20 protein-coding genes and 1 pseudogene are annotated in these 22,101 nt (G+C 42.4%); 3 read left to right on the top strand and 18 right to left on the bottom strand.

Going from position 1 to position 22,101, the window contains the following annotated elements:
- Positions 1-121: 121 nt before the first annotated feature.
- The 8 genes from PCY11_RS03955 to PCY11_RS03990 form a co-directional block, all read right to left on the bottom strand.
- The gene (locus PCY11_RS03955; RefSeq protein ID WP_045759569.1) at positions 122-1,192 is read right to left on the bottom strand and encodes a PotD/PotF family extracellular solute-binding protein; all 1,071 of its coding nucleotides are present in this window, start codon (positions 1,190-1,192) and stop codon (positions 122-124) included.
- Entirely contained in the window at positions 1,189-1,962 is a 774-nt protein-coding gene (locus tag PCY11_RS03960) for an ABC transporter permease (RefSeq protein ID WP_003002847.1), read from the bottom strand. The genes PCY11_RS03955 and PCY11_RS03960 overlap by 4 nt, the downstream gene beginning before the upstream one ends.
- Complete coding sequence (locus PCY11_RS03965; RefSeq protein WP_003011144.1) at positions 1,959-2,765, bottom strand: ABC transporter permease; 807 nt, start codon at positions 2,763-2,765, stop codon at positions 1,959-1,961. Before PCY11_RS03965 ends, PCY11_RS03960 begins: the two co-directional genes overlap by 4 nt.
- Positions 2,746-3,903: an ABC transporter ATP-binding protein gene (locus tag PCY11_RS03970; protein ID WP_045759571.1), complete on the bottom strand. Its 1,158-nt coding sequence runs from the start codon at positions 3,901-3,903 to the stop codon at positions 2,746-2,748. The genes PCY11_RS03965 and PCY11_RS03970 overlap by 20 nt, the downstream gene beginning before the upstream one ends.
- A gap of 208 nt (positions 3,904-4,111) precedes the next feature.
- Complete coding sequence (gene murB / locus PCY11_RS03975) at positions 4,112-5,008, bottom strand: UDP-N-acetylmuramate dehydrogenase (RefSeq protein WP_301362512.1); 897 nt, start codon at positions 5,006-5,008, stop codon at positions 4,112-4,114.
- 118 nt (positions 5,009-5,126) lie between these two features.
- On the bottom strand, positions 5,127-6,107 hold the full coding sequence (locus PCY11_RS03980; RefSeq protein WP_324737715.1) for a hypothetical protein: 981 nt from the start codon (positions 6,105-6,107) through the stop codon (positions 5,127-5,129).
- Positions 6,108-6,190: 83 nt separating this feature from the next.
- Positions 6,191-7,057: a homoserine kinase gene (gene thrB, locus PCY11_RS03985; RefSeq protein ID WP_254742660.1), complete on the bottom strand. Its 867-nt coding sequence runs from the start codon at positions 7,055-7,057 to the stop codon at positions 6,191-6,193.
- Positions 7,058-7,059: 2 nt separating this feature from the next.
- Positions 7,060-8,346 (bottom strand): homoserine dehydrogenase, encoded by a 1,287-nt coding sequence (locus PCY11_RS03990; protein WP_049507335.1) that lies wholly within the window; start codon positions 8,344-8,346, stop codon positions 7,060-7,062.
- A 175-nt stretch (positions 8,347-8,521) separates the two neighbouring features.
- Here PCY11_RS03990 and PCY11_RS03995 point away from each other — a divergent pair, with 175 nt between their 5' ends.
- Positions 8,522-9,400, top strand: coding sequence for a polysaccharide deacetylase family protein (locus tag PCY11_RS03995; RefSeq protein ID WP_061590842.1), 879 nt, complete (start codon positions 8,522-8,524; stop codon positions 9,398-9,400).
- Positions 9,401-9,585: 185 nt separating this feature from the next.
- On the opposite strand, the gene PCY11_RS04000 is transcribed toward PCY11_RS03995, so the two are convergent.
- The 7 genes and pseudogenes from PCY11_RS04000 to PCY11_RS04030 all read right to left on the bottom strand — a co-directional run bounded on the left by PCY11_RS04000 (position 9,586) and on the right by PCY11_RS04030 (position 15,004).
- A complete protein-coding gene (locus PCY11_RS04000; RefSeq protein ID WP_024055108.1) occupies positions 9,586-10,155 on the bottom strand; it encodes an HD domain-containing protein in 570 nt (189 codons plus the stop codon).
- A gap of 26 nt (positions 10,156-10,181) precedes the next feature.
- The gene (locus tag PCY11_RS04005) at positions 10,182-11,162 is read right to left on the bottom strand and encodes a hypothetical protein (RefSeq protein WP_301362514.1); all 981 of its coding nucleotides are present in this window, start codon (positions 11,160-11,162) and stop codon (positions 10,182-10,184) included.
- A gap of 2 nt (positions 11,163-11,164) precedes the next feature.
- Complete coding sequence (locus PCY11_RS04010; protein WP_125826406.1) at positions 11,165-11,857, bottom strand: DUF443 family protein; 693 nt, start codon at positions 11,855-11,857, stop codon at positions 11,165-11,167.
- Between the two features lie 12 nt (positions 11,858-11,869).
- Positions 11,870-12,559, bottom strand: a pseudogene (locus PCY11_RS04015) (hypothetical protein).
- Between the two features lie 72 nt (positions 12,560-12,631).
- The gene (locus PCY11_RS04020; RefSeq protein WP_081103055.1) at positions 12,632-13,288 is read right to left on the bottom strand and encodes a hypothetical protein; all 657 of its coding nucleotides are present in this window, start codon (positions 13,286-13,288) and stop codon (positions 12,632-12,634) included.
- A 69-nt stretch (positions 13,289-13,357) separates the two neighbouring features.
- Positions 13,358-14,320, bottom strand: coding sequence for a hypothetical protein (locus tag PCY11_RS04025; protein ID WP_301362515.1), 963 nt, complete (start codon positions 14,318-14,320; stop codon positions 13,358-13,360).
- A gap of 114 nt (positions 14,321-14,434) precedes the next feature.
- Positions 14,435-15,004 (bottom strand): TetR/AcrR family transcriptional regulator, encoded by a 570-nt coding sequence (locus PCY11_RS04030; RefSeq protein WP_003010925.1) that lies wholly within the window; start codon positions 15,002-15,004, stop codon positions 14,435-14,437.
- A gap of 129 nt (positions 15,005-15,133) precedes the next feature.
- On the opposite strand from PCY11_RS04030, the gene PCY11_RS04035 reads away from it, so the two are divergent.
- Complete coding sequence (locus tag PCY11_RS04035; RefSeq protein WP_301362516.1) at positions 15,134-15,976, top strand: DegV family protein; 843 nt, start codon at positions 15,134-15,136, stop codon at positions 15,974-15,976.
- 193 nt (positions 15,977-16,169) lie between these two features.
- Here PCY11_RS04035 and PCY11_RS04040 read toward each other — a convergent pair whose 3' ends face one another.
- From PCY11_RS04040 to PCY11_RS04050, 3 genes are read right to left on the bottom strand one after another with little or no spacing between them, the layout of a single operon-like run.
- Complete coding sequence (locus PCY11_RS04040) at positions 16,170-17,816, bottom strand: hypothetical protein (RefSeq protein WP_301362517.1); 1,647 nt, start codon at positions 17,814-17,816, stop codon at positions 16,170-16,172.
- Entirely contained in the window at positions 17,806-18,549 is a 744-nt protein-coding gene (locus tag PCY11_RS04045) for an ABC transporter ATP-binding protein (protein WP_070466157.1), read from the bottom strand. Before PCY11_RS04045 ends, PCY11_RS04040 begins: the two co-directional genes overlap by 11 nt.
- A gap of 38 nt (positions 18,550-18,587) precedes the next feature.
- Positions 18,588-20,219 carry a M20/M25/M40 family metallo-hydrolase gene (locus PCY11_RS04050; RefSeq protein WP_070466693.1) on the bottom strand — a complete coding sequence of 544 codons (1,632 nt, stop codon included), beginning with the start codon at positions 20,217-20,219 and terminating at the stop codon, positions 18,588-18,590.
- Between the two features lie 208 nt (positions 20,220-20,427).
- Between PCY11_RS04050 and PCY11_RS04055 the strand changes: the two genes are divergently transcribed.
- The gene (locus PCY11_RS04055) at positions 20,428-21,909 is read left to right on the top strand and encodes an alpha-amylase (protein WP_081103056.1); all 1,482 of its coding nucleotides are present in this window, start codon (positions 20,428-20,430) and stop codon (positions 21,907-21,909) included.
- The last annotated feature ends 192 nt before the right edge of the window (positions 21,910-22,101 follow it).

The following is a 22,101-nucleotide window of genomic DNA, read 5'->3' on the forward strand; positions in this document are numbered from 1 at the left end:
ATGACTAAATAGGCGGTCACTTTCCTTACTATTATAGCATCTTTCATTTGAATCTCAATCTAAGTCACTAGTTAGAGCTTTTTAAAGGTAATCAAAAAGGAACCCGGAAGTTCCTTTTGTGTTATTTTCGATACATCTTGACCTGAAGGTAAAGATCGTTATAGACTCCAAGCAATTTCTTGCCTAATTGTTGATAGACTTCCAAATGGTCCAGTGTTTCATCGCTTGGATAGAAGGATTGGTCATCTTGGATTTCTTTCGGCAACATGGCTTTGGCTTTTTTATTTGGCGTTGAGTAGCCGACATAAAGAGCATTTTTTAAAGCATTTTTAGGACGAAGCATGAAGTTAATAAAGGCATATGCTGCTTCTTTATTTTTCACGGTTTTTGGAATGACAATGTTATCAAACCAAAGGTTGCTGGCTTCAGTTGGGACGACATAGCGAAGATCCTTATTGGCTTCGAGCATTTGGCTGGCTTCTCCTGAGAAGGTCACCCCAATAGCCGCATTGTTTTGGATCATATAGCCTTTCATCTCATCAGCAACCAAAGCTTTGATGTTTGGCGTCAAGGTGTAGAGTTTATCTACTGCCTCTTGCAATTTCTTTGGATCCTTTTCATTGAGGCTATAGCCCAAGGTATTGAGACCAATTCCCATGACCTCACGCGCACCATCGTACATCATGATGTCATTTCTGTACTCTTCACGCCAGAGATCTGACCAATGTTCAGGAGCATTTTTGACCATCTTGGTATTGTAGACGATCCCCAAGGTACCCCAGAAGTAAGGGACTGAATATTGGTTGCCCGGATCAAACGATTGGTTCAAGAGTTTTGGATCGATATTTTCCATCCCTTTGATCTTGGATTGGTCCAACTTTTCAACCAGATGCTCATCCATCATCTTGGCAATCATGTATTCACTAGGTATAGCAATATCGTAGGTGGTTCCCCCTTGCTTGATCTTGGTGTACATGGCTTCGTTGGAATCAAAGGTATCATATTGCACCTGAATCCCTGTCTCTTTTGTAAATTCCTTGAGCAATTCTGGATCGATATAATCTCCCCAGTTGTAGATGACCAACTTGTCACTATTCTTGGTATTCATGCTCGCTTCGATCTGGTGGCTAATTCCCCAGAGGACCAGAATGACAAGGACAATCCCAGTTAGGAATGAATAAAGTTTTTTCATGCTGCTTCCTCCTTTTCACGGGTAATAAAGTAATAACCGATGACCAAGAGCACACTAAAGAGAAAGACAAGGGCGGACAAGGCATTGATACTGAGGGAGATCCCTTGACGCGCACGTGAGTAAATCTCTACAGACAAGGTTGTAAAGCCATTTCCGGTTACAAAGAAGGTCACGGCAAAGTCGTCAAGCGAATAGGTAAAGGCCATAAAGTAGCCAGCAATAATGGCTGGTGTCAGATACGGCAACATGATCTCTTTGAGCATTTGCACTTGGGTAGCTCCCAAGTCATAGGCAGCATTGACCATATCCCGGTTCATTTCCTTGAGTCGTGGCAAGACCATCAAGACCACAATGGGAATCGAGAAAGCCACGTGGCTAGCCAAAACAGATAGGAAACCTAGCTGGTACTTCACCGTCGTAAAGAGAATCAAGAAGCTGGCCCCGATCATAACGTCTGGCGCTACCATAAGAATGTTGTTGATAGAGAGCAAAGGTCCTTCTAACTTCTTCTTCGATTGGTAAATATAAATGGCTCCAAAGGTTCCAATCACTGTCGCAATCAAGGCTGACAAAAAGGCCAAGAGGAAGGTCTCTGATAAGATCAGCATCAGGCGACTATCTGCGAACAATTCATTGAAATGCTCAAGCGTGAAGCCTGTGAAGGCATTCATATCTCCCCCTTTATTGAAGGCATAAAAGATCAAATAAAAGATAGGAAGATAGAGGATCAGAAAGACGAAACCTAGATAGAAATGAGATACTTTTTTCATCGTTCTCTCCTTTCTCTAGTTGCCCACATGGTAAAGAGCATAGCAAGGATCAGAACAACTCCGATGGTAGAACCCATTCCCCAGTTTTGTGTTGTCAGGAAGTGCTGTTCAATCGCAGTCCCTAAGGTAATGACGCGATTTCCACCGATCATCCGTGTCAACATGAAGAGACTCAGACTAGGAATAAAGACAGACTGCACACCTGAGCGGACTCCATTCATGGACAAGGGGAAGACCACATGACGGAAGGTATCCCAACGATTGGCTCCCAAATCATAGCTGGCATTAATCAAGTTTGGATCTAAGTCATCTAAGACATTAAAGATCGGCAAAATCATGAAAGGCAACTCGATGTAGCTAGCTACAAAGATAAAGGAGAAATCGGTAAAGAGGATCTGCTGGGGAGCGACTCCGAGAAAGCTTAAAAAGCTATTGATGGAGCCATTTTGACCAAAGATTCCGATAAAGGCATAGGCCTTGAGCAAGAGATTGACCCAGGTCGGCAAGACGATCAACATCAACCACAACTGCCGGTGTTTGAGCAGCGTCAAAAAGTAAGCAGTCGGGTAGGAGATCAAGAGCGTCACCAGGGTGACGATTCCAGCATAAAGGACCGAATTAAAGCTCATCTTTAAATAGGTCAAATTTTGTGAAGTAAAGAACTCTTTGTAGTTTTCAAGTGAAAACTGCCCTTCAACGTTGAAAAACGATTGAAAGATGATCATGACTACGGGAGCTAGGACAAAGAGAAAAATCCACAAGAAATAGGGGAGGATAAATAGATTAGAGGTTGTTTTCTTCATCTCTTTCCTCCTCAATGGCATTAATCAAACCAGCTTCTTGCTCTTCCACTTCAACGTACTCTTCGATCCGCGCATCGAATTCTTCTTCGGTTTCGTTGAGACGCATAACGTGGATATCTTCTGGTTCAAAGTCTAGCCCAATGACTTCTCCCACGATAGCCTTCCGAGTGGAGTGAATCATCCACTCATTTCCCAAATCATCATAAGCGATGATCTCGTAATGCACACCACGGAAGAGCTGGGTGTCCACCTTCACTTGGAGCTTGCCTTCTTCAGGAAGAGTGATTTGCAAGTCTTCAGGACGAATGACGACTTCAACTGGTTCATTTGGACGCATTCCCCCATCGACCGCTTCAAAGCGTTTACCATTGAACTCAACCAAGTAGTCCTCGATCATGCGACCATCTAGGATGTTGGACTCCCCGATAAAAGTCGCTACAAAGTGGTTGATCGGTTCATCATAGATATCCACGGGAGTACCAGATTGGACGATCTCTCCCTCATTCATGACAAAGATCCAGTCACTCATGGCAAGGGCTTCTTCTTGGTCGTGGGTAACAAAGACAAAGGTAATGCCCAAGCGTTGTTGCAATTCCCGCAACTCATACTGCATGTCTGTTCGAAGTTTCAAGTCAAGGGCTGACAAAGGCTCATCTAAAAGGACCACTCGTGGTTCATTGATAATAGCCCGTGCAATAGCTACCCGCTGACGTTGACCACCCGATAATTTTTGGATCGAACGTTTTTCAAATCCTGCTAACTGGACCATTTTCAATACTTCTGAAACCCGACGTTCGATCTCAGCCTTGTCCAGCTTTTTCAAACGAAGGGGGAAAGCCACATTTTCAAAGACCGTCATATGCGGAAACAGGGCATAGGACTGAAAGACGGTGTGGACATCCCGCTTGTTGGTAGGGACATCATTGATCCGTTCCCCATCAAGGTAGACATCTCCAGAGCTAGCATCTAAAAGACCGGCAATAATATTCAGGATAGTTGATTTTCCTGATCCAGATGCACCGAGCAGGGTATAGAACTTCCCTTCTTCCAATTCAAAATTGATATCCTTTAGGACAACGGTTCCGCTATCTTCAAAGACCTTTGTTACATTTTTAAACTCAATAATTGGTTTTTTCAATTCACATAAATTCCTTCTTTACTACGATTACCAAACTGCTTTTCAAACGAAAACGCAGCGGCTGACAGGAAGGCCTGTCAGGCCACCAATACCTCTCGGGGACTTACTAGACTGCCCCACCTATTTACGGTATCGATAGGCACTCACCCCCTTTCCAACTGATGCTATCGATGTTTACACTATCAATTGTTCTTCAATACTAACGTTCTTAGGCTTGGCCGATAATGCGAACTTCCGGTTCTAAACGGACACCTGAATGAGCCTCGACTGCTTCAATGACATGGGCGATCAGGTCTTCGTAGTCCTTAGCTGTTCCATTGTCCACATTGACCATAAAGCCAGCATGCTTTTCAGAGACTTCCACACCACCAATTCGATAGCCTTTCAGACCTGCTTCGCTGATCAATTGACCTGCAAAATGACCGACAGGACGCTTAAAGACAGATCCACAAGAAGGGTATTCAAGGGGTTGTTTCAACTGACGAAGATGGGTCAAACGCTCCATCTCCTGTTTGATTTGCTCGTGATTGCCTGGAGACAAAGCAAATTTGGCAGAGATGACCACAGCACCTGTCTCTTGAATCTTTGAGTGACGATAGCCAAAAGCCAACTCTTTCGCCGACAAGGTTTCAATTTCCCCTTCCTTGGTTAAGACCTTACAGGATACAAGGACATGAGCAATCTCTCCTCCATAGGCTCCTGCATTCATAAAGACAGCACCACCAACACTGCCTGGAATGCCACTAGCAAACTCAAGACCTTTCAAACTATGATACAAGGCTACATGAGTCGTTTCGATGAGTTTAGCTCCTGCCTCTGCTTCGATCACATAGCCGTCCACACTGATGTCACGCAAGCGATCAAACATAATGACAAATCCCGGAATGCCCCCATCACGGACAATGATATTGGACGCATTGCCCAGGACCATCCATGGAATTTGCTCTTGGTTGGCAAATTGGACGATGCGTTTTAATTCGTATTGGTTGCGAGGGAAGGCTAAAAATTCAGCATTCCCACCGACCTTTGTGAAGGTATAATGTTTTAAAGGTTCTTGAAAACGGATATCAATCCCTTCAAGAATTTGATTCATTTTTTCATTCATCTTTCTGTCTGTTCTCTCTCTATAAAAATACAAACTATTATACCAAATTTTTGACTATTTTTCGACCCTAAAAAACAAAAGAAGACCTATAATATTCAGGCCTTCCTTTTACAATTTATTATGCAATTTTACGTGCGATAGCACGATTCTTTTGTCCATCCAGAGCAGATTTGACCGAAATCCAAGCACCACCAAGAGTAAAGACAGCTAGCAAGCCTAGATTCAAGTAAAATTTATCTGGGACGTCCCCTGAAAATGTCGCTTCATTGAGAAGCGTCCAGGACATATCAAATGGCAAATCCAGTTCACTCATAAGCGCCAAAGTATAATCTAATTGGTTGACCAAAAAGACGGTCAAGACCATCAAAATAGCTGAAACTACCACACCTTTTTTAGTCAATTTCTTACCAAGAATCTCATAACCTTTGATAGTACAATAACCGAGGGCAGCCCCTGCTAAAACAGATACATAGCCAAGACGCGCTACCAAGAGGGCAACTGCTCCACCGATGATTACACCGATCACAGCCCCTACAATCCCTAAAAGGAAGTTTTCTTCCCGCGCTTCATAAGCCTCAACTGTATCTTGCACTTCGGCTTGGTAGGCTCTAAAGGTTTCATCGTCGATTAAAAAGATCGCATCTCCAATTTGATACAGACCGATTGGCCCTTCCTCACCCGTTTGCGCATTCACTTGCACAAATTGGTGGTTGAGCAAGAAATCAACAATATCTTGGATAGCTGTCCATAAGGTTTCGACAGCCTTCCCTTTGGTCATTCCGCCCTTGACGACGATCGAGGTCAAGTAACCATCAAAAGAGATGGCATTAATGGCTTTTGATTGTTCTTTTAATTCATTCCAAAGAATTTCACTATCTTCGATTAAGTCTCCTTCAGAACCTTGTTTCACACTGAGTGAAATGGTAAATACATTCTTGGTTTGAGCGCCTTCAATGACTAACAAGAAGCCTTCACGCTCTCCATACATCACACGGGCTTCGCCATCAAATTGCAGCCCAAGATCGGTAGCAATACTATATAAATATTCTGGTTTCATATTTCCCCCTAGATTTTCGGGAAAGCTTGAGCTTTTCCCCATACAATTCCCATTCTACCATAGGAGAAGCAAAAAGGACATATACATTCGTATACATCCTTCTTTCATTTGTGTTACATTGAGGTTTATTTCTCAACACGAACACCAAAAGTGTCGATTTTAAGTTGGAAAATCTGACCTTCTAGCCCGAGTTTTTCAAGAGCTGCGACAAAGGCTGCTGTATGTTCTGGCGCTAAGAGGTTCATGATTGTTGGGCCTGCTCCTGACAGATAGGTAGCGTAGGCCCCATGCGCATGTGCGACTTCTTTGACCTGAGGGAACTCTTTGATAAGAGATTGACGGTAGCGCTCATGGAAATGATCTGACTCGATAGAGCGACCGGCCGTCAGCAAATCTCCCTTGAGGAGAGCTGCGATAGCGACATTGGCTACGCTACTAGCTGCAACAGCTTCTTTATAAGACCATTCTTTCGGTAGGACATTTCGACTATCACTGGTCTTCAATTGGTAGCTCGGTACAAAGGCCACAAGGTCACAGCTTGGGAAGTCAGCCGTGACATATTGGACATCTTCACTGATGTAGCTCGCGATGACCATATTTCCAAAAATAGCTGGAGCTACATTATCTGGATGACCTTCGATCTCGGTCGCGATGCGTAATTTCTCAGCATCTGACAGCTGGAGGTTGGCTAATTGGTTGGCCAATTCAATCCCTGCGACAATGACCGAGCTAGAAGAACCAAGACCACGCGCCAAGGGCACTTGACTGGTCATCTTGATCCGATGGGGTTGCATGTCTGTTGAAATAGAAAGAGCTGTTGAGAGCAAAAGGTTTTTCTCGTCTGTCGGAATCCCTGCTCCTAGATCATGCTCAATCAACCAAGCATCTGCTGGTTCAAGGACTTCGATGGTCAAATAGCGAGTCACGGCAATCCCAACCGAATCAAATCCTGGCCCTACATTGGCACTGGTTGCTGGAACAATAATTTTCATGCTTATTCTCCCAAGACCTTAAAGGTATTCAAGAGTTCGAAATTCGCCTCTGAATCCAGTTTTTCAACCAGGTTCTTAAATTGTGTTTGGTTGACTTGGTGGGTAATGATGACCACACTTGCATAGTGTCCATCTGAGTCTTCTTGGAGGATTTGCTTGAAGGAAGCTCCTTCTGCATTAAAGATCTCCGCAAGACGCAAGATTTGACCAGTCGCATCTGGTGCCTTGATTGAGAAGTAATAATTGTTCTTCACGTCTTCTGGTTTAGCCAATTGAAGAGGGCGGCTGTATTCATTGAAGGCTTTACCGATTGTTCCTTCTTTTAGTCGACGGACAATGCGAACGAGGTCGGCTACGACACTGGTCGCAGTTGGTTTTTGACCAGCACCTGGTCCGTAGTACATAGACTCCCCAATACCGATGGATTCCACATAGACCGCATTCATAACGTCGTTCACTCCTGCGAGTGGATGTTGTTTTGGAAGGAAGGTTGGTGTCACTTCTGCTGCGATCCCTGACTCTGTTTCAACGATAGATCCGACCAGCTTGATGACATAGCCAAGGCTTTGAGCAACTGAGACATCTTGAGGAGTGATTTGGCTGATTCCTTTGTGACCTACTTGGTCAAATTGGATATTCATCCCAAAGGCAAATTGGCTCAAGATCACCATCTTGTAAGCAGCATCAATTCCTTCAACGTCGTTGGTTGGATCACTTTCAGCGTAACCAAGACGTTGCGCTTCTGCTAAAGCATCCTCATAAGTCCAGCCTTCTTCGACCATTTTAGTCATCATGAAGTTAGAGGTTCCATTGACCACACCGAGCACTTTGGTCACCTTGTCTGAGGCCAAAGAATTCACCAAGGTCCGAAGGATTGGGATCCCACCAGCTACGGCAGCTTCGTAATAAAGGGCCACTTTGTGTTTTTGAGCAATCTCTAGCAACTCGCTTCCATGAACGGCAAGAAGGTCTTTGTTAGCAGAAACTACGTGCTTGCCTGCTTCCAGCGCACGGGTGATAAAGGTTTTCGCTGGCTCGATACGACCCATCAACTCGACCACGATGGCAATGTCCTTGTCTTCAATGATCTCATCGACATTGGTCACAAAGTTGTAGTTGTGACCAGCCGCTTGCAAGCTTTCCTTTTCAGCATCATCTCGAACCAAGACCTTAGCGATCTCGATTTCATCTTGAGCTGCCTGGGTGATTTTTTCATGGTTTTCTTTTAATAAAAATGGTACGCCACTTGCAACAGTACCAAATCCTAGTAAGGCAATCTTAACAGACATCCTATTGACTCCTTGAATTTTCTATAGTAGCTCCATTATAACAAAAACTTGAGCGTTTGACAGCCAATTGCCTTAAAAATTCTGAATTTTCATGACAGGATCTGCCTGTAGCAAGTTCTGGAAAAGAACATAGAATTTGTGGTACAATAAAGAAAATAATGAAAACGGTGACACTATGAGTAAACGAAGAGTACCTAAAAAAATCAAAGCCCTACTTGGAATCAATGCCCTCCTACTGGTCTGTATCTTTATTTGTAGCTTTCTTCTAATCAAGCGCATCACTCAGCCGAATGAGGGGAATACCAGTGGCACTGCCATGACGCGTTCTCTCGAAGAAGGTAGTTCCTCTATCGAGTGGACCCGAGTGAAAAAGCCGGTCAAACTGCCCATCCTCATGTACCACTCCGTGCACAATATGGCCGAGTCTGAAGCTGCCAATGCCAATCTGATTGTCGATCCAGAAACCTTTGAAAGCCAACTAAAGGCCCTGAAAAATGCGGGTTATTACACCCTGACACCTGAGGAAGCCTATCGGATCCTCGCAAAAAATGAAGTGCCAAAAGGAAAGAAATTTGTCTGGCTCACGTTTGATGATGGCGTCGAAGATTTCTATACCATCGTCTATCCGCTTCTTAAGAAATACAAGATGACGGCCACCAACAATATCATCACAGACTTTACCCAAAAAGAAAAAGAAAATGTCCTGACCTTTGATCAAATCAAAGAGATGAAAAGTGCTGGCTTGACCTTTGAAAGCCATACGGTCAATCATCCAGACCTAGCCAATTCCAGTCTTGAGACCCAAAAGAATGAGCTGGTTGCTTCTAAACGCCTGCTGGATAAGGTGCTGGATCAAAATACTAGCGTTATCGTCTACCCATCCGGTCGCTACAGCCAGGTCACGATCGACCAAGCCAAGAAAGCTGACTACAAATTAGGCCTCACCACTAAAAATGGACTCGCCAGCTCCGCTGATGGCCTCTACGCCCTCAAACGAGTCCGGATCCTTCCAACCACTACAGGAGAGGATCTTTTAGCTATGATTCAAGATTAAAGAAAGAGGCTGGGACAAAAGTCCTAGCCTCTCAATTATTTTTGGATTGTCGAGTAAGACGCAGTGGTTGAGTGGGCTCTACTACGCTGATTTCATCAGCTTTTACAGCCCTACTCAACTGTGCGGAGGTGGGACGACGAAATCGAATTCTAACGAATTACCGATTTCTGTCCCACTCTCTTTTGTTAGAGTTCCTTCTCTAGTTCTTTTAGAAAGGTGATTAAAAATTGATGGCGACTTTCTGCTATTTGCTTTGCAGTCTCCGTGTTCATTTCATCTTTTAAGAGGAGCAACTTGTCATAGAAATGTTGGACAGTATCAGTGAGGGACCTCCCTTTGTGGCCACCATAGGAAAAAGTTCGCGCAATTCCTACAGCTCCTATCGCATCGAGGCGGTCTGCATCCTGGACAATCTTGCCTTCTAAGGTTTCTGGATGTTTACCGCGATTTTTGCTGAAAGAAACAGCATTGATTACCCGACAAATCTGGTCGATTTGGTTTTTAGGAGTAGCAATCTCTTCTAGAAACTTACGAGCATTTGCATTATTCTCTGTTTGAAACAATTTATCATCATCAGCATCGTGAAGAAGAGCCGACAAGCCCACTATCTCCAGATCACATGGACCTTCTGCTTGTGCGATTCTCATAGCATTGGTATAGACGCGGAGAGTATGCTCCACATCATGGCCATCCGCTCGATCAGCAAATAAGGTTTTAACATACTGCTTAGCAGCTTGGATTCGTTCTTCGATCATCGTTCTTGTCCTTTGTCTTTCTTACTTCAATCAATCTCATTATACACCTTATGAGCCTTTTCTAGATCGTAATAGTGATCAAATTCTTCTTTTGTCTGCGTAGTATGGGTCTGCCCATCTCTTGATAGCTCAGCTGGAATCGTGACATCTTGATAGAGATTCACACCCTTCTTCATAAAGAGTTCAAATACAGCAATACTTCTTGCATATTGATCCGCACTATTCTGGGGTTTTATTACTATGACTTTCGTATCTTTTTGATTTAAGAGTTTATAGGCCTTCGAAGACTTCTTAAATTGCGTTTTTGAGAGATCCTTGGGATCAATCGAAAACCAATTTTTAAAAAATTTCAATTCTTCAATACTGCTCTTCTCACGATCAATTGGTACATTGAAATCTGGAATCGGTTTTCTTTGGTGATCATTCTCTAAGGTCTCATTTCTTTCAAGTTTACGAGTGTCTAGATTCAAGTACATCATTTTTCGAACTGAGTTATCTTTGGTACTGCGAATTTGTAAGGAAACTAACTCACGTCCATTCCATGAATATACTGAGCCTAATTCTGTAGGAATATAATCCGGATCAAATTGTTCTACAACTTTAAACAAATCAAGCTCTTTCTCTTCTTTCAATCGTTCACCATTAACCTTGTAGACACTAACAGTCCAATATTCATCCTTTTCTGGAGGAGTTGTACGATAGTAAAAATTTTCTCTAAATTTCACATTCATATGCAAAATGTGCTTTGAACCGACTCTGATAGGATCAAAATAATAATAAGACCCATATTCCCTCATCAACCGATCTTCCTTGGGATCGGTTGATTTCCAGTGAGTAATCATGCCTGCACCATCCGCAATCATCTCATAGTCATCAATTTTGGCTTTTCCACTATATTCCTGAAATTGCTTGTAATAACTCTCAGTTGAAAAACGGATATAGAGCCAAATCCCACCAATGAGCGAGAGCAAAACCAGTAAGGCTAGCATCATTTTTTTCTTTGTCATTTTCACGATTTAAACAGATCCTTTCTAGGAGATTTAATTTTTACTTTGTAATCCACCACTGGTGAAAAAAATAGCACATTACCTGAAAACATGAAGATCGATAAAAATATCAACAAAACTATATGAAGGATAAAGTTTGGGGCAATATTACTAAATATTGCACAAGATGAAAATACAACCAATCCAGCAAAAATAGTTGGAGCCATCATTGATAATAATCGATGCTTTCTATCATTTGTGACGAGGTATACCTTTATAGGGTGGTTGCTATTAACAATGTTAGGCATCGGTTTCCGAATACTTATCCATATCCGAATCCCTATTACAAGGCTATATACTAGAAGCAAGATTCCCAGATTTAGCACATGCGAAGAAAAATAGAGATACTTTTCAATAGGAAAGGCTTTCGATAACAGCACGGCAGTTGTACCCATACCGAAAGCTGAAGCAAGACCTTTCTTCTGAGTATCCTTTTTATTGAGAACTTTAGAAAGATCCGAAGGAGCTAGAGACTGCACTTCTTCCTTGGTTAAAGGATAGGCTAGATGAGGGATGAAGCTTAAAATCCATGGAAAGAAATAGCTGATGAGAAATGGACGATCGGCATCGAGTAAATAAGACTCTCCGTCCATTTGTAAGATCCGGTAACGAAGATTGATTTTTGATAATTGTTCAATTTTTGCTTTTTTTAGCATGCATAGTTCCTTCTAATTTTCTTTGTAAATAGATTTATCCTCATCCACTGCTTCCAGTCTCTCAAATTCAATACGCCCTTTCTCAAACGCATATTCAAATAGAAGACTACCTGACTCTATCCAAATACAAAGATAAGCCAACATGCCATTGATATAAAGAAAACAAGCTTCAGTTCCATCATGAGTATTCATATAGAATCCAAACACAATAAAAATTGGAATAAGAAAAAGATAAGCATGAAATTGTCGCTGCTTCTTTACATTTCGAAAGACGATCTTATATTTTGGACGATTGGGTGTAAGGCGTCTGGCAATTTCTTTTCGTGATCTCCAGAGGATGAATCTATAAATAACAAAAGCTAGCAGAATTGACAATAAAAAAAATAGGATTTTTAAATGGAGATTCTGACTAATGCTATAATATCTAAAAATTCCAGCCCAGATTCTATTGAGGACCAAACTAAGTCCAATTCCAAGACTTACCGCTAACGAATGGCTACCTTAAGGAGCCATTTTAATTTTTTTATCAAAGTTTCTATTTGAATCCTCTAACTCTATGATATCCAACTTGAACTCCTTAGGAGCAAATCCCCAATAGTAACTTTTAGAGGTCAACGAATTTGAATCTAAAACATACCTTTTTCCATCCATTTCAAGGATGCCAAAATAATAGACATCCAAGGCTTTAAAATTAACTGCCATTTATTTTATTTGATCACTTTCTGAATTAATGTTATTTGCCAATTAAGTAACTTCTACGATATCACAAAACGTCTACTGTTCTTCTATTTTTTCAAGAATAATTTGACCTTGCTTGTAGGGAAGAGCAATTGGGTAACTTCCTAGAGTAAACATGAAAAAGAATAAGGATACGATTCCATTGATTACCAAAAAAGCTCCTTCTGTTCCATTATTCAAACCAAGAAAGAAAAGTAAACAAATGAAAATTGCTCCAACTAAAGGATATACTCCTCCGTTACTTTTCTTAATAGTTGTAAAGGTAACTGTGTATTTACGGCTGTTTTTAGGAATCCATTTATCTGCTTTTTTATGGGCCAACTTTAATGAAATCAGAATAGCAAAATAAGAAATCAGCATAGAAATTGCAAAGAGTAATAACTTTAATAATACTTGCTCACTAAGATTGTTTTGAATAAAAAGCCGCTTTAGAACATCATAACCAACTTTGACAATTGGTTGGACAATGATGGCTGCCATTGTCGTACTGATAGGTGTTGTAGGTTTGATTTCGAACTGGGTATTATTCTTTTCAATCTCCACCATATCCACTATAATCGTATCTGTTTTAATTCCCCAGTAGTAACTCTTAGGACTCATTGTACTCGTATCCATGATATACTTTTTCGATTCTTGATCTATCTGGACAATCTGAATACAGGTCATATTTGAATTTTTAAATTTTAATTCCATTTGTTTACTCATTTTTATTTTTAATATTTTCAACGTAACTTTTTCTTTTCATATTGTTTCTTTCACACACTACTCTGGATGATTAGTAGACCAAGCCTGCAGTTCATCGTAGGATTTTATTTGTGTTTTCTCACCGGTCTTTGGATCCGTCGCATAGACCTCTAACACGTCCTGTCCCTTTGGCGCAAACCAATGAAGAACTGTATCAAACCACTCTTTGGTTGAAAACTGCTTAGGTCTCATATATAAACGAGCTAAATTCTTTATATCCTTAGCCATTTCCGGATAGTCTTGTGCAAAATTTGTATTGGAAATATCTATCTTTTCACGATCTTCTTTTGAAAGTGAGGTATCAATATAACCAGCTGTGAATTTCAAATGGTACTTTTCTTTCATAGCTTGCCGAATGTTATTATAAACATTCCCCTTAGACATTTCCTGTTCAGTGGCAGAAAAAAGTGATTTACCATAATCCTCAAAATTTTCAAGGTCTTCAATTTTTTGATTCGTAATATCAACTATGATTTTTCTACTATCATTATTTCCAACTTTATACAAAGTTACCGGTATGTAATCCTTGTTATCTGCATAATACTGACTGATATCGTACGCACCTCGATACTCTTTTTTCCCTAATAATTGATATACTTCCGTCTTTTTACTTGGAAATCCAGTAGCATTTAAATCATAAGAAATAATATTAAAATACTCATCTTTTGCAATTTTAGGTGAACCATTTTTCTCTCTATCAATCATACTTTGATTGATCTCTTTTTGATGGACATCCAAAACCGAAATATAATCTTGACCAAATGCTATCCCACCTATCCCATCTTTTTGCGCAACAAATACAAATTTATTGTCATCAAAAAGATGAATTGTAGGTTTCTGAGTTTTCGCATCTATATATTTCTGCTTGGTTTCTTGCTGACTCGTTTTTCCATGCTTTTGAACTTGCTTCAACAAGTAGAAAGATCCTATACTTACTAAAAGGACTAGCACTCCTATTATTTTCTTATTCACTCGTTTCATTTCAACCTCCACTCTCCTAGTTAACTCCTACCATGATACCGAAATTTTGCGACTGGGGCAACTTCCTCACTAGTTGGAAATAGTTGCAAGAAAAAAACCACCTCTCGGTGGTGATTACTTCTTCTTTTGTGGAAAGAGGGGCAGGCCTAGGGTCGCGATCTTCTCGGCGGGGATCTTCATGCCATCCTTGATCCATTTGGAGATGACAGAGACAATGGCTGAGCTCCAGAAGGAATTGAGGTAACTGCCAGCGCCATTCGAGGAGCTGCCATTTCGTTTTTCTAAAAAATCATAGACTGCCTTGGTCAAGAGCCGCTCGAAATTATAATCAATGGCTAGACTGATGATCTTGGCTTCTTTCTTGACTTCCTTAAAGAGGTAGACCCAAACTTGGTAGAGGTCTGTCTTGAGGTTATAGCCATCTAAAGATTTGGTAATCTTTGCGATACTAGATTGAAAGATGGACTCTAGAATCTCTTCTTTGGAGTCATAATTACGGTAAAAGGCTGCGCGAGAGACACCCGCACGCTGAACCAGCTCAGAGATGGTGATCTTTTTCAGATCTTTTTTCTCCAACAATTGCAGGAGAGAGATTTCGATGGATTCTCGTGTAATCGCATTGTTTTCTCGGTTAAATCGTTTGAGATTTTCCAAGGATTTCTCGGATATTTTTCTTTCTGCCATAACATTTACTTTCTATCTGTCTCACCTGATGATATCTGCTTGGATAGCATTGTACTTCATGATATAATTGTAAAAGAAGACATACTACTTGTCAATGTACATTTTTATACAATTATGAGGTATGAACTGATGAAATGGAAAATTATTGCGGATTCAGGCTGTGACTACCGCTCTTTGGACAATCTGGCACCGGATACGGAGTTTGTCAGTGTCCCATTGACCATCCAAGTGGGTGATACCATCTATACAGATGATGCCCACCTCAATATCAATCAGATGATGGAGGAGATGTATGCGACTGCGACTGCATCTAAGTCTGCCTGCCCAAGTCCGGATGATTATATGAAGTCTTTTGAAGGGGCGGATAATATCTTCGTTGTTACCATCACAGGGACCCTTTCTGGTAGTTACAATAGTGCTGAGGTGGCCAAGAAAATTTATCTGGAAGAGCATCCGAATACCAATATTCACGTCATTAATAGCTTGTCAGCTGGGGGCGAGGTGGACCTAATCGTTCGCAAGCTCAATCAGTTGGTCGCTGAAGGTCTCGATTTTGATCAAGTGGTCGAAGTTATCACCAAATATCAAGAAAAAACCAAGTTGCTCTTTGTTTTGGCCAAGGTTGATAATCTGGTCAAAAATGGGCGTCTCAGCAAATTGATTGGAACGGTTGTCGGGCTCCTCAATATCCGTATGGTTGGGGAAGCTAGTAAGACGGGTACCCTCGAGTTGCTTCAAAAAGCACGGGGCCAAAAGAAAGCGATCAAGGCTGCTTTTGATGAATTAATCAAGGCAGGCTATAATGGCGGGCATATTACCATCGCCCACCGCAACAATGAAAAATTTATCGAGCAATTCTCTGAATTGGTTCGTGAAAAATTTGCCCGTGCAATGATTGAAGTCCTTCCTACTTCTGGACTTTGTAGTTTCTACGCAGAAGAAGGCGGCCTCCTCATGGGCTATGAAATTTAATCACCACTAAAAAGAGGCTAGGACAAAAGTCCTAGCCTCTCAATTGTTTTTGAATTGTCGAGCAAGACGCAGTGGTTGAGTGGGCTCTACTACGCTGATTTCATCAGCTTTACAGCCCTACTCAACTGTGCGGAGGGTGGGACGACGAAATCGAATTCTAACGAATGACTGATTTCTGTCCCACTCTCTCTTTTTATTGTCCGATCTCTTGGTAGAGGGTACGGATTTTTTTGCGGTAGATGCTATAGCTGATCCCTACTCCAATTAACAGGATGATACTATAAAGGATCACAGCCAGCAGGGTGCTGACGGAATGATAGGTCCAAATAAAGCTGACAATGATCAAGAGAAACATCACAAAGAGAAAGACAATCAAGAGAATAGACTGAAGAACTGCATTCCCACGATGGCGGGTCATCAACTCCGTGATATTGGTCCAATTGGTGCTAAAGTTCTGAAAATCCTTGACATAGTCTCGAATGCAGATCGGAATGGTTGTTACAACCCAGATCAGCAACATGGCTAGGATAGCCAAGGGATGGACGCCAAAATAGAGACAAACGCCAACTAGAAGAATGACAGGAAGAATGGATTGCACCAGATAGAGCAACCAAAATTTCATAAAGAGATAGCGTTTAAAATCAATAGGGAGCGATCTCAAGTATTCAAAGTTTTCGCGCTCTAGCGAAATACCGATACTGGTCAAGCCTCCAAAACTATTGAAAACACCGATCAAGATGGCAACAAGGGTCAGTGGTACCAGATACTGGGGTGTTAAGTAAGGACTGAGGCCCCCTATATTTTTTGATGCTCCTGCTGCTCCACTGAGGAGGAAAATATATGGCAGAATACTCATCATCAAGAGGACTTGCACCATAAGGGTTCCATCGCTCAAGAGTCTGCGATGATACTGAATGACAAATCGTCTAAAGGAGTCTTTCTGACCCACATGGAGCACTCTCACCCGCTCTTTGACGGTTTGGTTGGTCGCAACTGCAAGGGCCGCATCATAGAACTGCGGGATCACGATTTTGCGAACCAGGCCAATCAAGACCAAAAGCACCAGGATCCAGCCTAAGAGGCCCAGGAGCGCTTCTCCATCAAAAGGATGGAGAATGAACTGATGAAAAGCCGTAAAAGGTGGAAATAGAATGGGAATATCCGTTCCACCCGACACCTCTACCCGGTGAGTTTGGACTAGATTTAGATAGAGATAAGCTCCTAGACTCAGAAGGGAACCAATTCCGACCATGATGTTGGAGACCAGGGTCGTATGTTTTTTAAAAAACACGGTCTTGGTAATCAAATGAGCTAGGATGATCGTCGCTAAAAAGAGAACGCCTAAGAGAATTAAGGCACAAAAGAGGCCTAGCAGGATCCCTAACGGATTGAAGCCGCCTGCTTGGACAGGCAGAATCAGAAAATAGCTGACCAAGGGAAGGATAGCCATGAGGAGGGTCAGGATGACCGAGATACTCTTTCCAGCAATGACTTCCGCATCTGAGAAGGCATAGGGCCGGTAAAACTGGAGGTCCTTGCTTTCATAAAAGACATTGTAAAAGCTCATAAAGCCTTGGGAAATGGTCATCAAGGAAAAGAGGGCCACCATATTGACAAAGAAGGCTGGTTGGTGGACAAAATCATAGATACTAAAGAGCAAGCCAAATATGAGGAAATAGACTAATCCTAAAAAGAGGTAGTTGAGCACCGATTTGCGGGCGACATTGAGTTTGACGTCTGGTTTTTTGGCCTGTTTGGCACGTAATTTTGCGATCTGAGCGGGCTGACTGGCATAGATGATATTGACATTGACAAGCTGCTGGATAATCTTAAGACGCATGATCGCCACCTTCTTCCTTACGACCCGCTAAGCTGAGATAAATACTTTCCAGACTTTTTTCGGGGTGCTGGCCCTTTAATTCCTCGATCGTCCCATAGAAAATGAGATTTCCCTTTTTAAGAATGGCGATTTTATCACAGAGTTGTTCAGCCACTTCTAAGACGTGGGTAGAGAAAATAACCGTCTTGCCCCGATCCGCATGCTGACGCATCATTTGTTTTAAATCGTAAGAAGCCTGTGGATCCAAACCGGTCATGGGTTCGTCCAAGACCCAGATATCTGGATCTGACAAGAGGGCTGCAATAACAAAGACCTTCTGGCGCATCCCATGTGAAAAGGATTCAATCACTTCATAGCGGTGGCTCTGAAAATCAAAGATCGTAAGAAGCTCTTCTAATCGTTGATCACAGTCTTTCTGACTCATATCATAAGAGGTCGCAACCAACTCCCAGAATTCATTGGCTGTGAGACGCAAGAAAAGATCTGGCGAATCTGCCACATAACCGATCTTCTTTTTGATCGCCAGTCGATGGCTATAGAGGTCCTGACCATCCACTTCAATTGATCCAGTGGTTGGGGTGATGACACTGACCAGGCTCTTAATCGTCGTTGACTTTCCAGCTCCGTTGTGACCAATCAAGCCGACAATTTGTCCATCTTCGATGGTCAGATCCAAGTGGTTGAGGGCAATGTGCCCATCGTAATCTTTGGTAACTCCGTGAAATGTAATCATGTTAACTCCCTAATTGATCCTCGTTGGGACCGTTTTTCTTATTCTGTTGATAAGCGATCATCGAAATGGTAGAGCAATTCTAGCAGATAGTTTGGAATGGTCTCCAAGAAGTCTTCTTTGTAGACCCGCTCTCCTCGCTTATGCAATTCTTTGCCCCAAGGGCCTAGATTGACCGCTGGAACCTGAATTTGAGCAATTTTTTCCAGATCCAGATCATAGACCTGGGCTGGTGTAGCTAGGCTATCTAGGACGACTTGATAAGAGGCCACATCCTTTTCCAAGGCACAATAACTGGTGTCGTTAATCCCCATAAAGTATTCTTCCACTTTCAAGAGGTAACCTCTTTGGTCCAGATACTCGCGGTAATCAGTGATGAGGGACACGATATTGAAATCGGTATTGTCTAAAAAGCGGCAGTTCATGGAAGGATAATATGGGGGCGCAAAACCAATAACCACCATAGGATCCTTATCTCCGAGAAACTCAAGGAGTCGCTGGATTTGCTGAATCGCAAGGCCCTGGTAGCTGGTCCCATTACGAAAATCTTGCTCCGCTTTTTTATTAGAAGCTTCTCTAAAGTCTTGGTAGCCCTCTAAGGCTTGGCAACGTTCCTCTAGTTCTTGATAGGTGATGACTCTTGGCCTTGCAATAATATGTTCTTGGCCAGCCTGATCCTGCAAGTGCTCATACTTCTTGTAGAAGGCGTCCAAGGCCTCCTGACTAAGCTCATAGATTCGTTGCAAGAGCTCTTGGGGTGTTTTCTTCAAATGCAACACACTGAAATAACCAGCCGCATACAGCACGGTCGATACATCGTACTGCTCCTTCAAATCTCTGAGATAGGACCAAGAAGGAAGGGGAGACGTTTCTCCCAAGGCCTGATCTGCCAGATCGGGATGAAGATCTAGCTGGCTTGCGATGGCTACTAGGAGCGACAAGGCATTGATCCCTTTGAGGGGCTCCTTCATATGGGACAAGACACCTTGCGCCACAACGACCGGCATGAGTTTGCCGACTGTGCCAATGTGAAGGACCTTTTCTTTTCCTACTTCTGATTCAAAGGGTTCTGAATCCACTGCTAATACATAATTGAGATCAAAGGTTTCCTGCAAATCTGTGAGGAGGCCCAAGGCTCCTCGCATCCCACGTGAATAGGATTCCTCATCTCCAACAGAGAGATAGAGCAGATTGACCTGACCTTCTGAGGGAGCTGCTGCATAGGCTTCCAGAACTCCCAATTGCAGGGCCAAGGCTGCTTTCATATCGCAAGAGCCTCTGCCAAATTTCCATTCTCCAGAAGCTAAATCTGCCTGCATATCGGGTCGCCTATCCAATGTTTTCAAGGCTTCTGCTACTTGATCAGAATCGAGCGCGATCTCCGACAAATTTCCATAGTCTTCTAAATCGACTGTATCATGGTGGTGGAAAAGGATAACTGTTTTTTTCTTGCCCTTATCAACCAAGGCCCAATTGACCGACCGATGCAAGTGATCCTGTGGCACCTGATAGCGCCCAAAATGGTCCGGATGTTCCTTGAAATAGGGGATCTGGCCAATCCGTTGATCCAGATAGGCTTCGATTGCTTGCTCTGTCTCAGTATTGGTGAAGCTCGGAATGGCCAAGGCTTCGGTAAAAATCCTTTCGATGCTCTCTCTATTGGTGGTTTTCACTTTCAAACCAATCCTCCTTTGTTATGATCAAACTATAAAATGAATAGAAATATATGTACCGGACTGATATTTCTACGTAAATAAAATGCTACTTTTTATATTCTCACTTCATTTCTTTCATGTATGCGATTTCTTTTCCAGAAAGGGCTTGCTTCCAGCGCAAACGTTTGTCGCATCCAACTATTTTTGGTAAAATAGGGACATTCACATGAAAGAAGAAATAAAAATGGAAAATCAAACCTTAATGCAATATTTTGAGTGGTATTTGCCCGCTGATGGGAACCACTGGTCGCGTCTTGCTGAAGATGCGCAACACTTAGCAGACTTGGGTATTCGCAAGGTCTGGATGCCGCCTGCCTTTAAAGCTACTTCTAACAATGACGTTGGGTACGGAGTCTATGACCTCTTTGATTTGGGCGAGTTCGATCAAAAAGGAACGGTTCGCACCAAATATGGCTTCAAAGACGATTATCTTCAAGCCATTCAAGCCCTCAAAGATGCAGGGATTCAACCAATGGCCGATGTCGTTCTCAACCATAAAGCTGCTGCCGATGGCTTAGAGGAATTCGAGGTCGTTGAGGTGGATCCAATGGATCGAAACAAGGTCCTCACTGAGCCCTTCACCATTCAAGGATGGACCAAATTCACCTTTGATGGCCGAAATGGCGCCTATAATGACTTCCACTGGCATTGGTACCATTTCACCGGTACGGACTACGATGCTTCTCGTAATAAGAATGGAATCTACCAAATCCAAGGGGACAACAAAGGTTGGGCTCATGGAGATCTGGTAGACAAAGAAAACGGAAACTACGATTACCTCATGTACGCCGATATCGATTTCAAACATCCCGAGGTTGTAGAAAATCTCGATCAATGGGCTGAATGGTTTATCGAAACGACAGGGGTTGAGGGCTTCCGTCTGGATGCAGTCAAACACATTGACTCCTTCTTTATGAAGAATTTCATCCACAATATTACCAAAAAATATGGTGAAGATTTCTACGTCTTTGGTGAATTTTGGAATGGGGACACAGAAACCAACGATGAGTACTTGGAAAGCATTGATTACCTGTATGACCTGGTCGACGTAGCCCTCCACCAAAATCTCTTCAGAGCTAGTCAAGAAGGTGAAAATTTCGACCTGCGAACTATTTTTGACGGAACACTAGCGCTCAATCATTCTGAAGAAGCCGTAACCTTTGTGGACAACCATGATACCCAACGAGGACAAGCCTTGGAATCTACCATTGAAGAATGGTTTAAGCCTGCAGCCTATGCCTTGATCTTACTTCGTGAAGCTGGTTTGCCTTGTGTCTTCTATGGAGACTACTACGGGATCGAGGGCAAATTTGCGCAAGAAAGTTTCCAAGAGGTTCTCGATCGCCTCTTATGGGTTCGTAAAGATCTGGCCTATGGGGAACAAACGGACTACTTCGATGATCCTAATTGCATTGGTTGGACACGTTCAGGTTCAGAAGAATCAGCACCAATCGCCTGCTTGATTTCCAATAACCAAGCTGCTACAAAAATCATGGAGATCGGCTCATCCTACGCAGGTCTCACCTACTATGATGTCCTAGAAAATTGTAACGAAACCGTCCAAGTCCAAGAAGACGGTACTGCCGAATTCCCAGTGGCAGAGCGCTCCGTCAGTGTCTGGGTAGCCCAAAATACAGAGGGGCAATAACCTTTATATGTAATGTTCTCCTAGGATCTACATCTTCCTAGGAGAATTTTTTCCTGTAAAAATTTTATAGGAAATACAGCTTCATTTTAGCACTATAAGAAAGCGCTGTCAATGGGTATCGCGTCTATTTGAAAGAAATAAAGAGCATCAAAAAAAGCTGGAAAAAATTATCCAGCCTTCGATGTTTGATAG

The organism is Streptococcus sp. SP8, from assembly GCF_030440045.1.
Lineage (GTDB): Bacteria > Bacillota > Bacilli > Lactobacillales > Streptococcaceae > Streptococcus > Streptococcus parasanguinis_I.

Coding starts and splice junctions, on each gene's coding strand:
- PCY11_RS03955 (WP_045759569.1), bottom strand. CDS start 1,192: ATGAAAAAACTTTATTCATTCCTAACTGGGATTGTCCTTGTCATTCTG.
- PCY11_RS03960 (WP_003002847.1), bottom strand. CDS start 1,962: ATGAAAAAAGTATCTCATTTCTATCTAGGTTTCGTCTTTCTGATCCTC.
- PCY11_RS03965 (WP_003011144.1), bottom strand. CDS start 2,765: ATGAAGAAAACAACCTCTAATCTATTTATCCTCCCCTATTTCTTGTGG.
- murB (WP_301362512.1), bottom strand. CDS start 5,008: ATGAATGAAAAAATGAATCAAATTCTTGAAGGGATTGATATCCGTTTT.
- PCY11_RS03980 (WP_324737715.1), bottom strand. CDS start 6,107: ATGGGGAAAAGCTCAAGCTTTCCCGAAAATCTAGGGGGAAATATGAAA.
- thrB (WP_254742660.1), bottom strand. CDS start 7,057: ATGAAAATTATTGTTCCAGCAACCAGTGCCAATGTAGGGCCAGGATTT.
- PCY11_RS03990 (WP_049507335.1), bottom strand. CDS start 8,346: ATGTCTGTTAAGATTGCCTTACTAGGATTTGGTACTGTTGCAAGTGGC.
- PCY11_RS03995 (WP_061590842.1), top strand. CDS start 8,522: ATGAGTAAACGAAGAGTACCTAAAAAAATCAAAGCCCTACTTGGAATC.
- PCY11_RS04000 (WP_024055108.1), bottom strand. CDS start 10,155: ATGATCGAAGAACGAATCCAAGCTGCTAAGCAGTATGTTAAAACCTTA.
- PCY11_RS04005 (WP_301362514.1), bottom strand. CDS start 11,162: ATGACAAAGAAAAAAATGATGCTAGCCTTACTGGTTTTGCTCTCGCTC.
- PCY11_RS04010 (WP_125826406.1), bottom strand. CDS start 11,857: ATGCTAAAAAAAGCAAAAATTGAACAATTATCAAAAATCAATCTTCGT.
- PCY11_RS04020 (WP_081103055.1), bottom strand. CDS start 13,288: ATGGAATTAAAATTTAAAAATTCAAATATGACCTGTATTCAGATTGTC.
- PCY11_RS04025 (WP_301362515.1), bottom strand. CDS start 14,320: ATGAAACGAGTGAATAAGAAAATAATAGGAGTGCTAGTCCTTTTAGTA.
- PCY11_RS04030 (WP_003010925.1), bottom strand. CDS start 15,004: ATGGCAGAAAGAAAAATATCCGAGAAATCCTTGGAAAATCTCAAACGA.
- PCY11_RS04035 (WP_301362516.1), top strand. CDS start 15,134: ATGAAATGGAAAATTATTGCGGATTCAGGCTGTGACTACCGCTCTTTG.
- PCY11_RS04040 (WP_301362517.1), bottom strand. CDS start 17,816: ATGCGTCTTAAGATTATCCAGCAGCTTGTCAATGTCAATATCATCTAT.
- PCY11_RS04045 (WP_070466157.1), bottom strand. CDS start 18,549: ATGATTACATTTCACGGAGTTACCAAAGATTACGATGGGCACATTGCC.
- PCY11_RS04055 (WP_081103056.1), top strand. CDS start 20,428: ATGAAAGAAGAAATAAAAATGGAAAATCAAACCTTAATGCAATATTTT.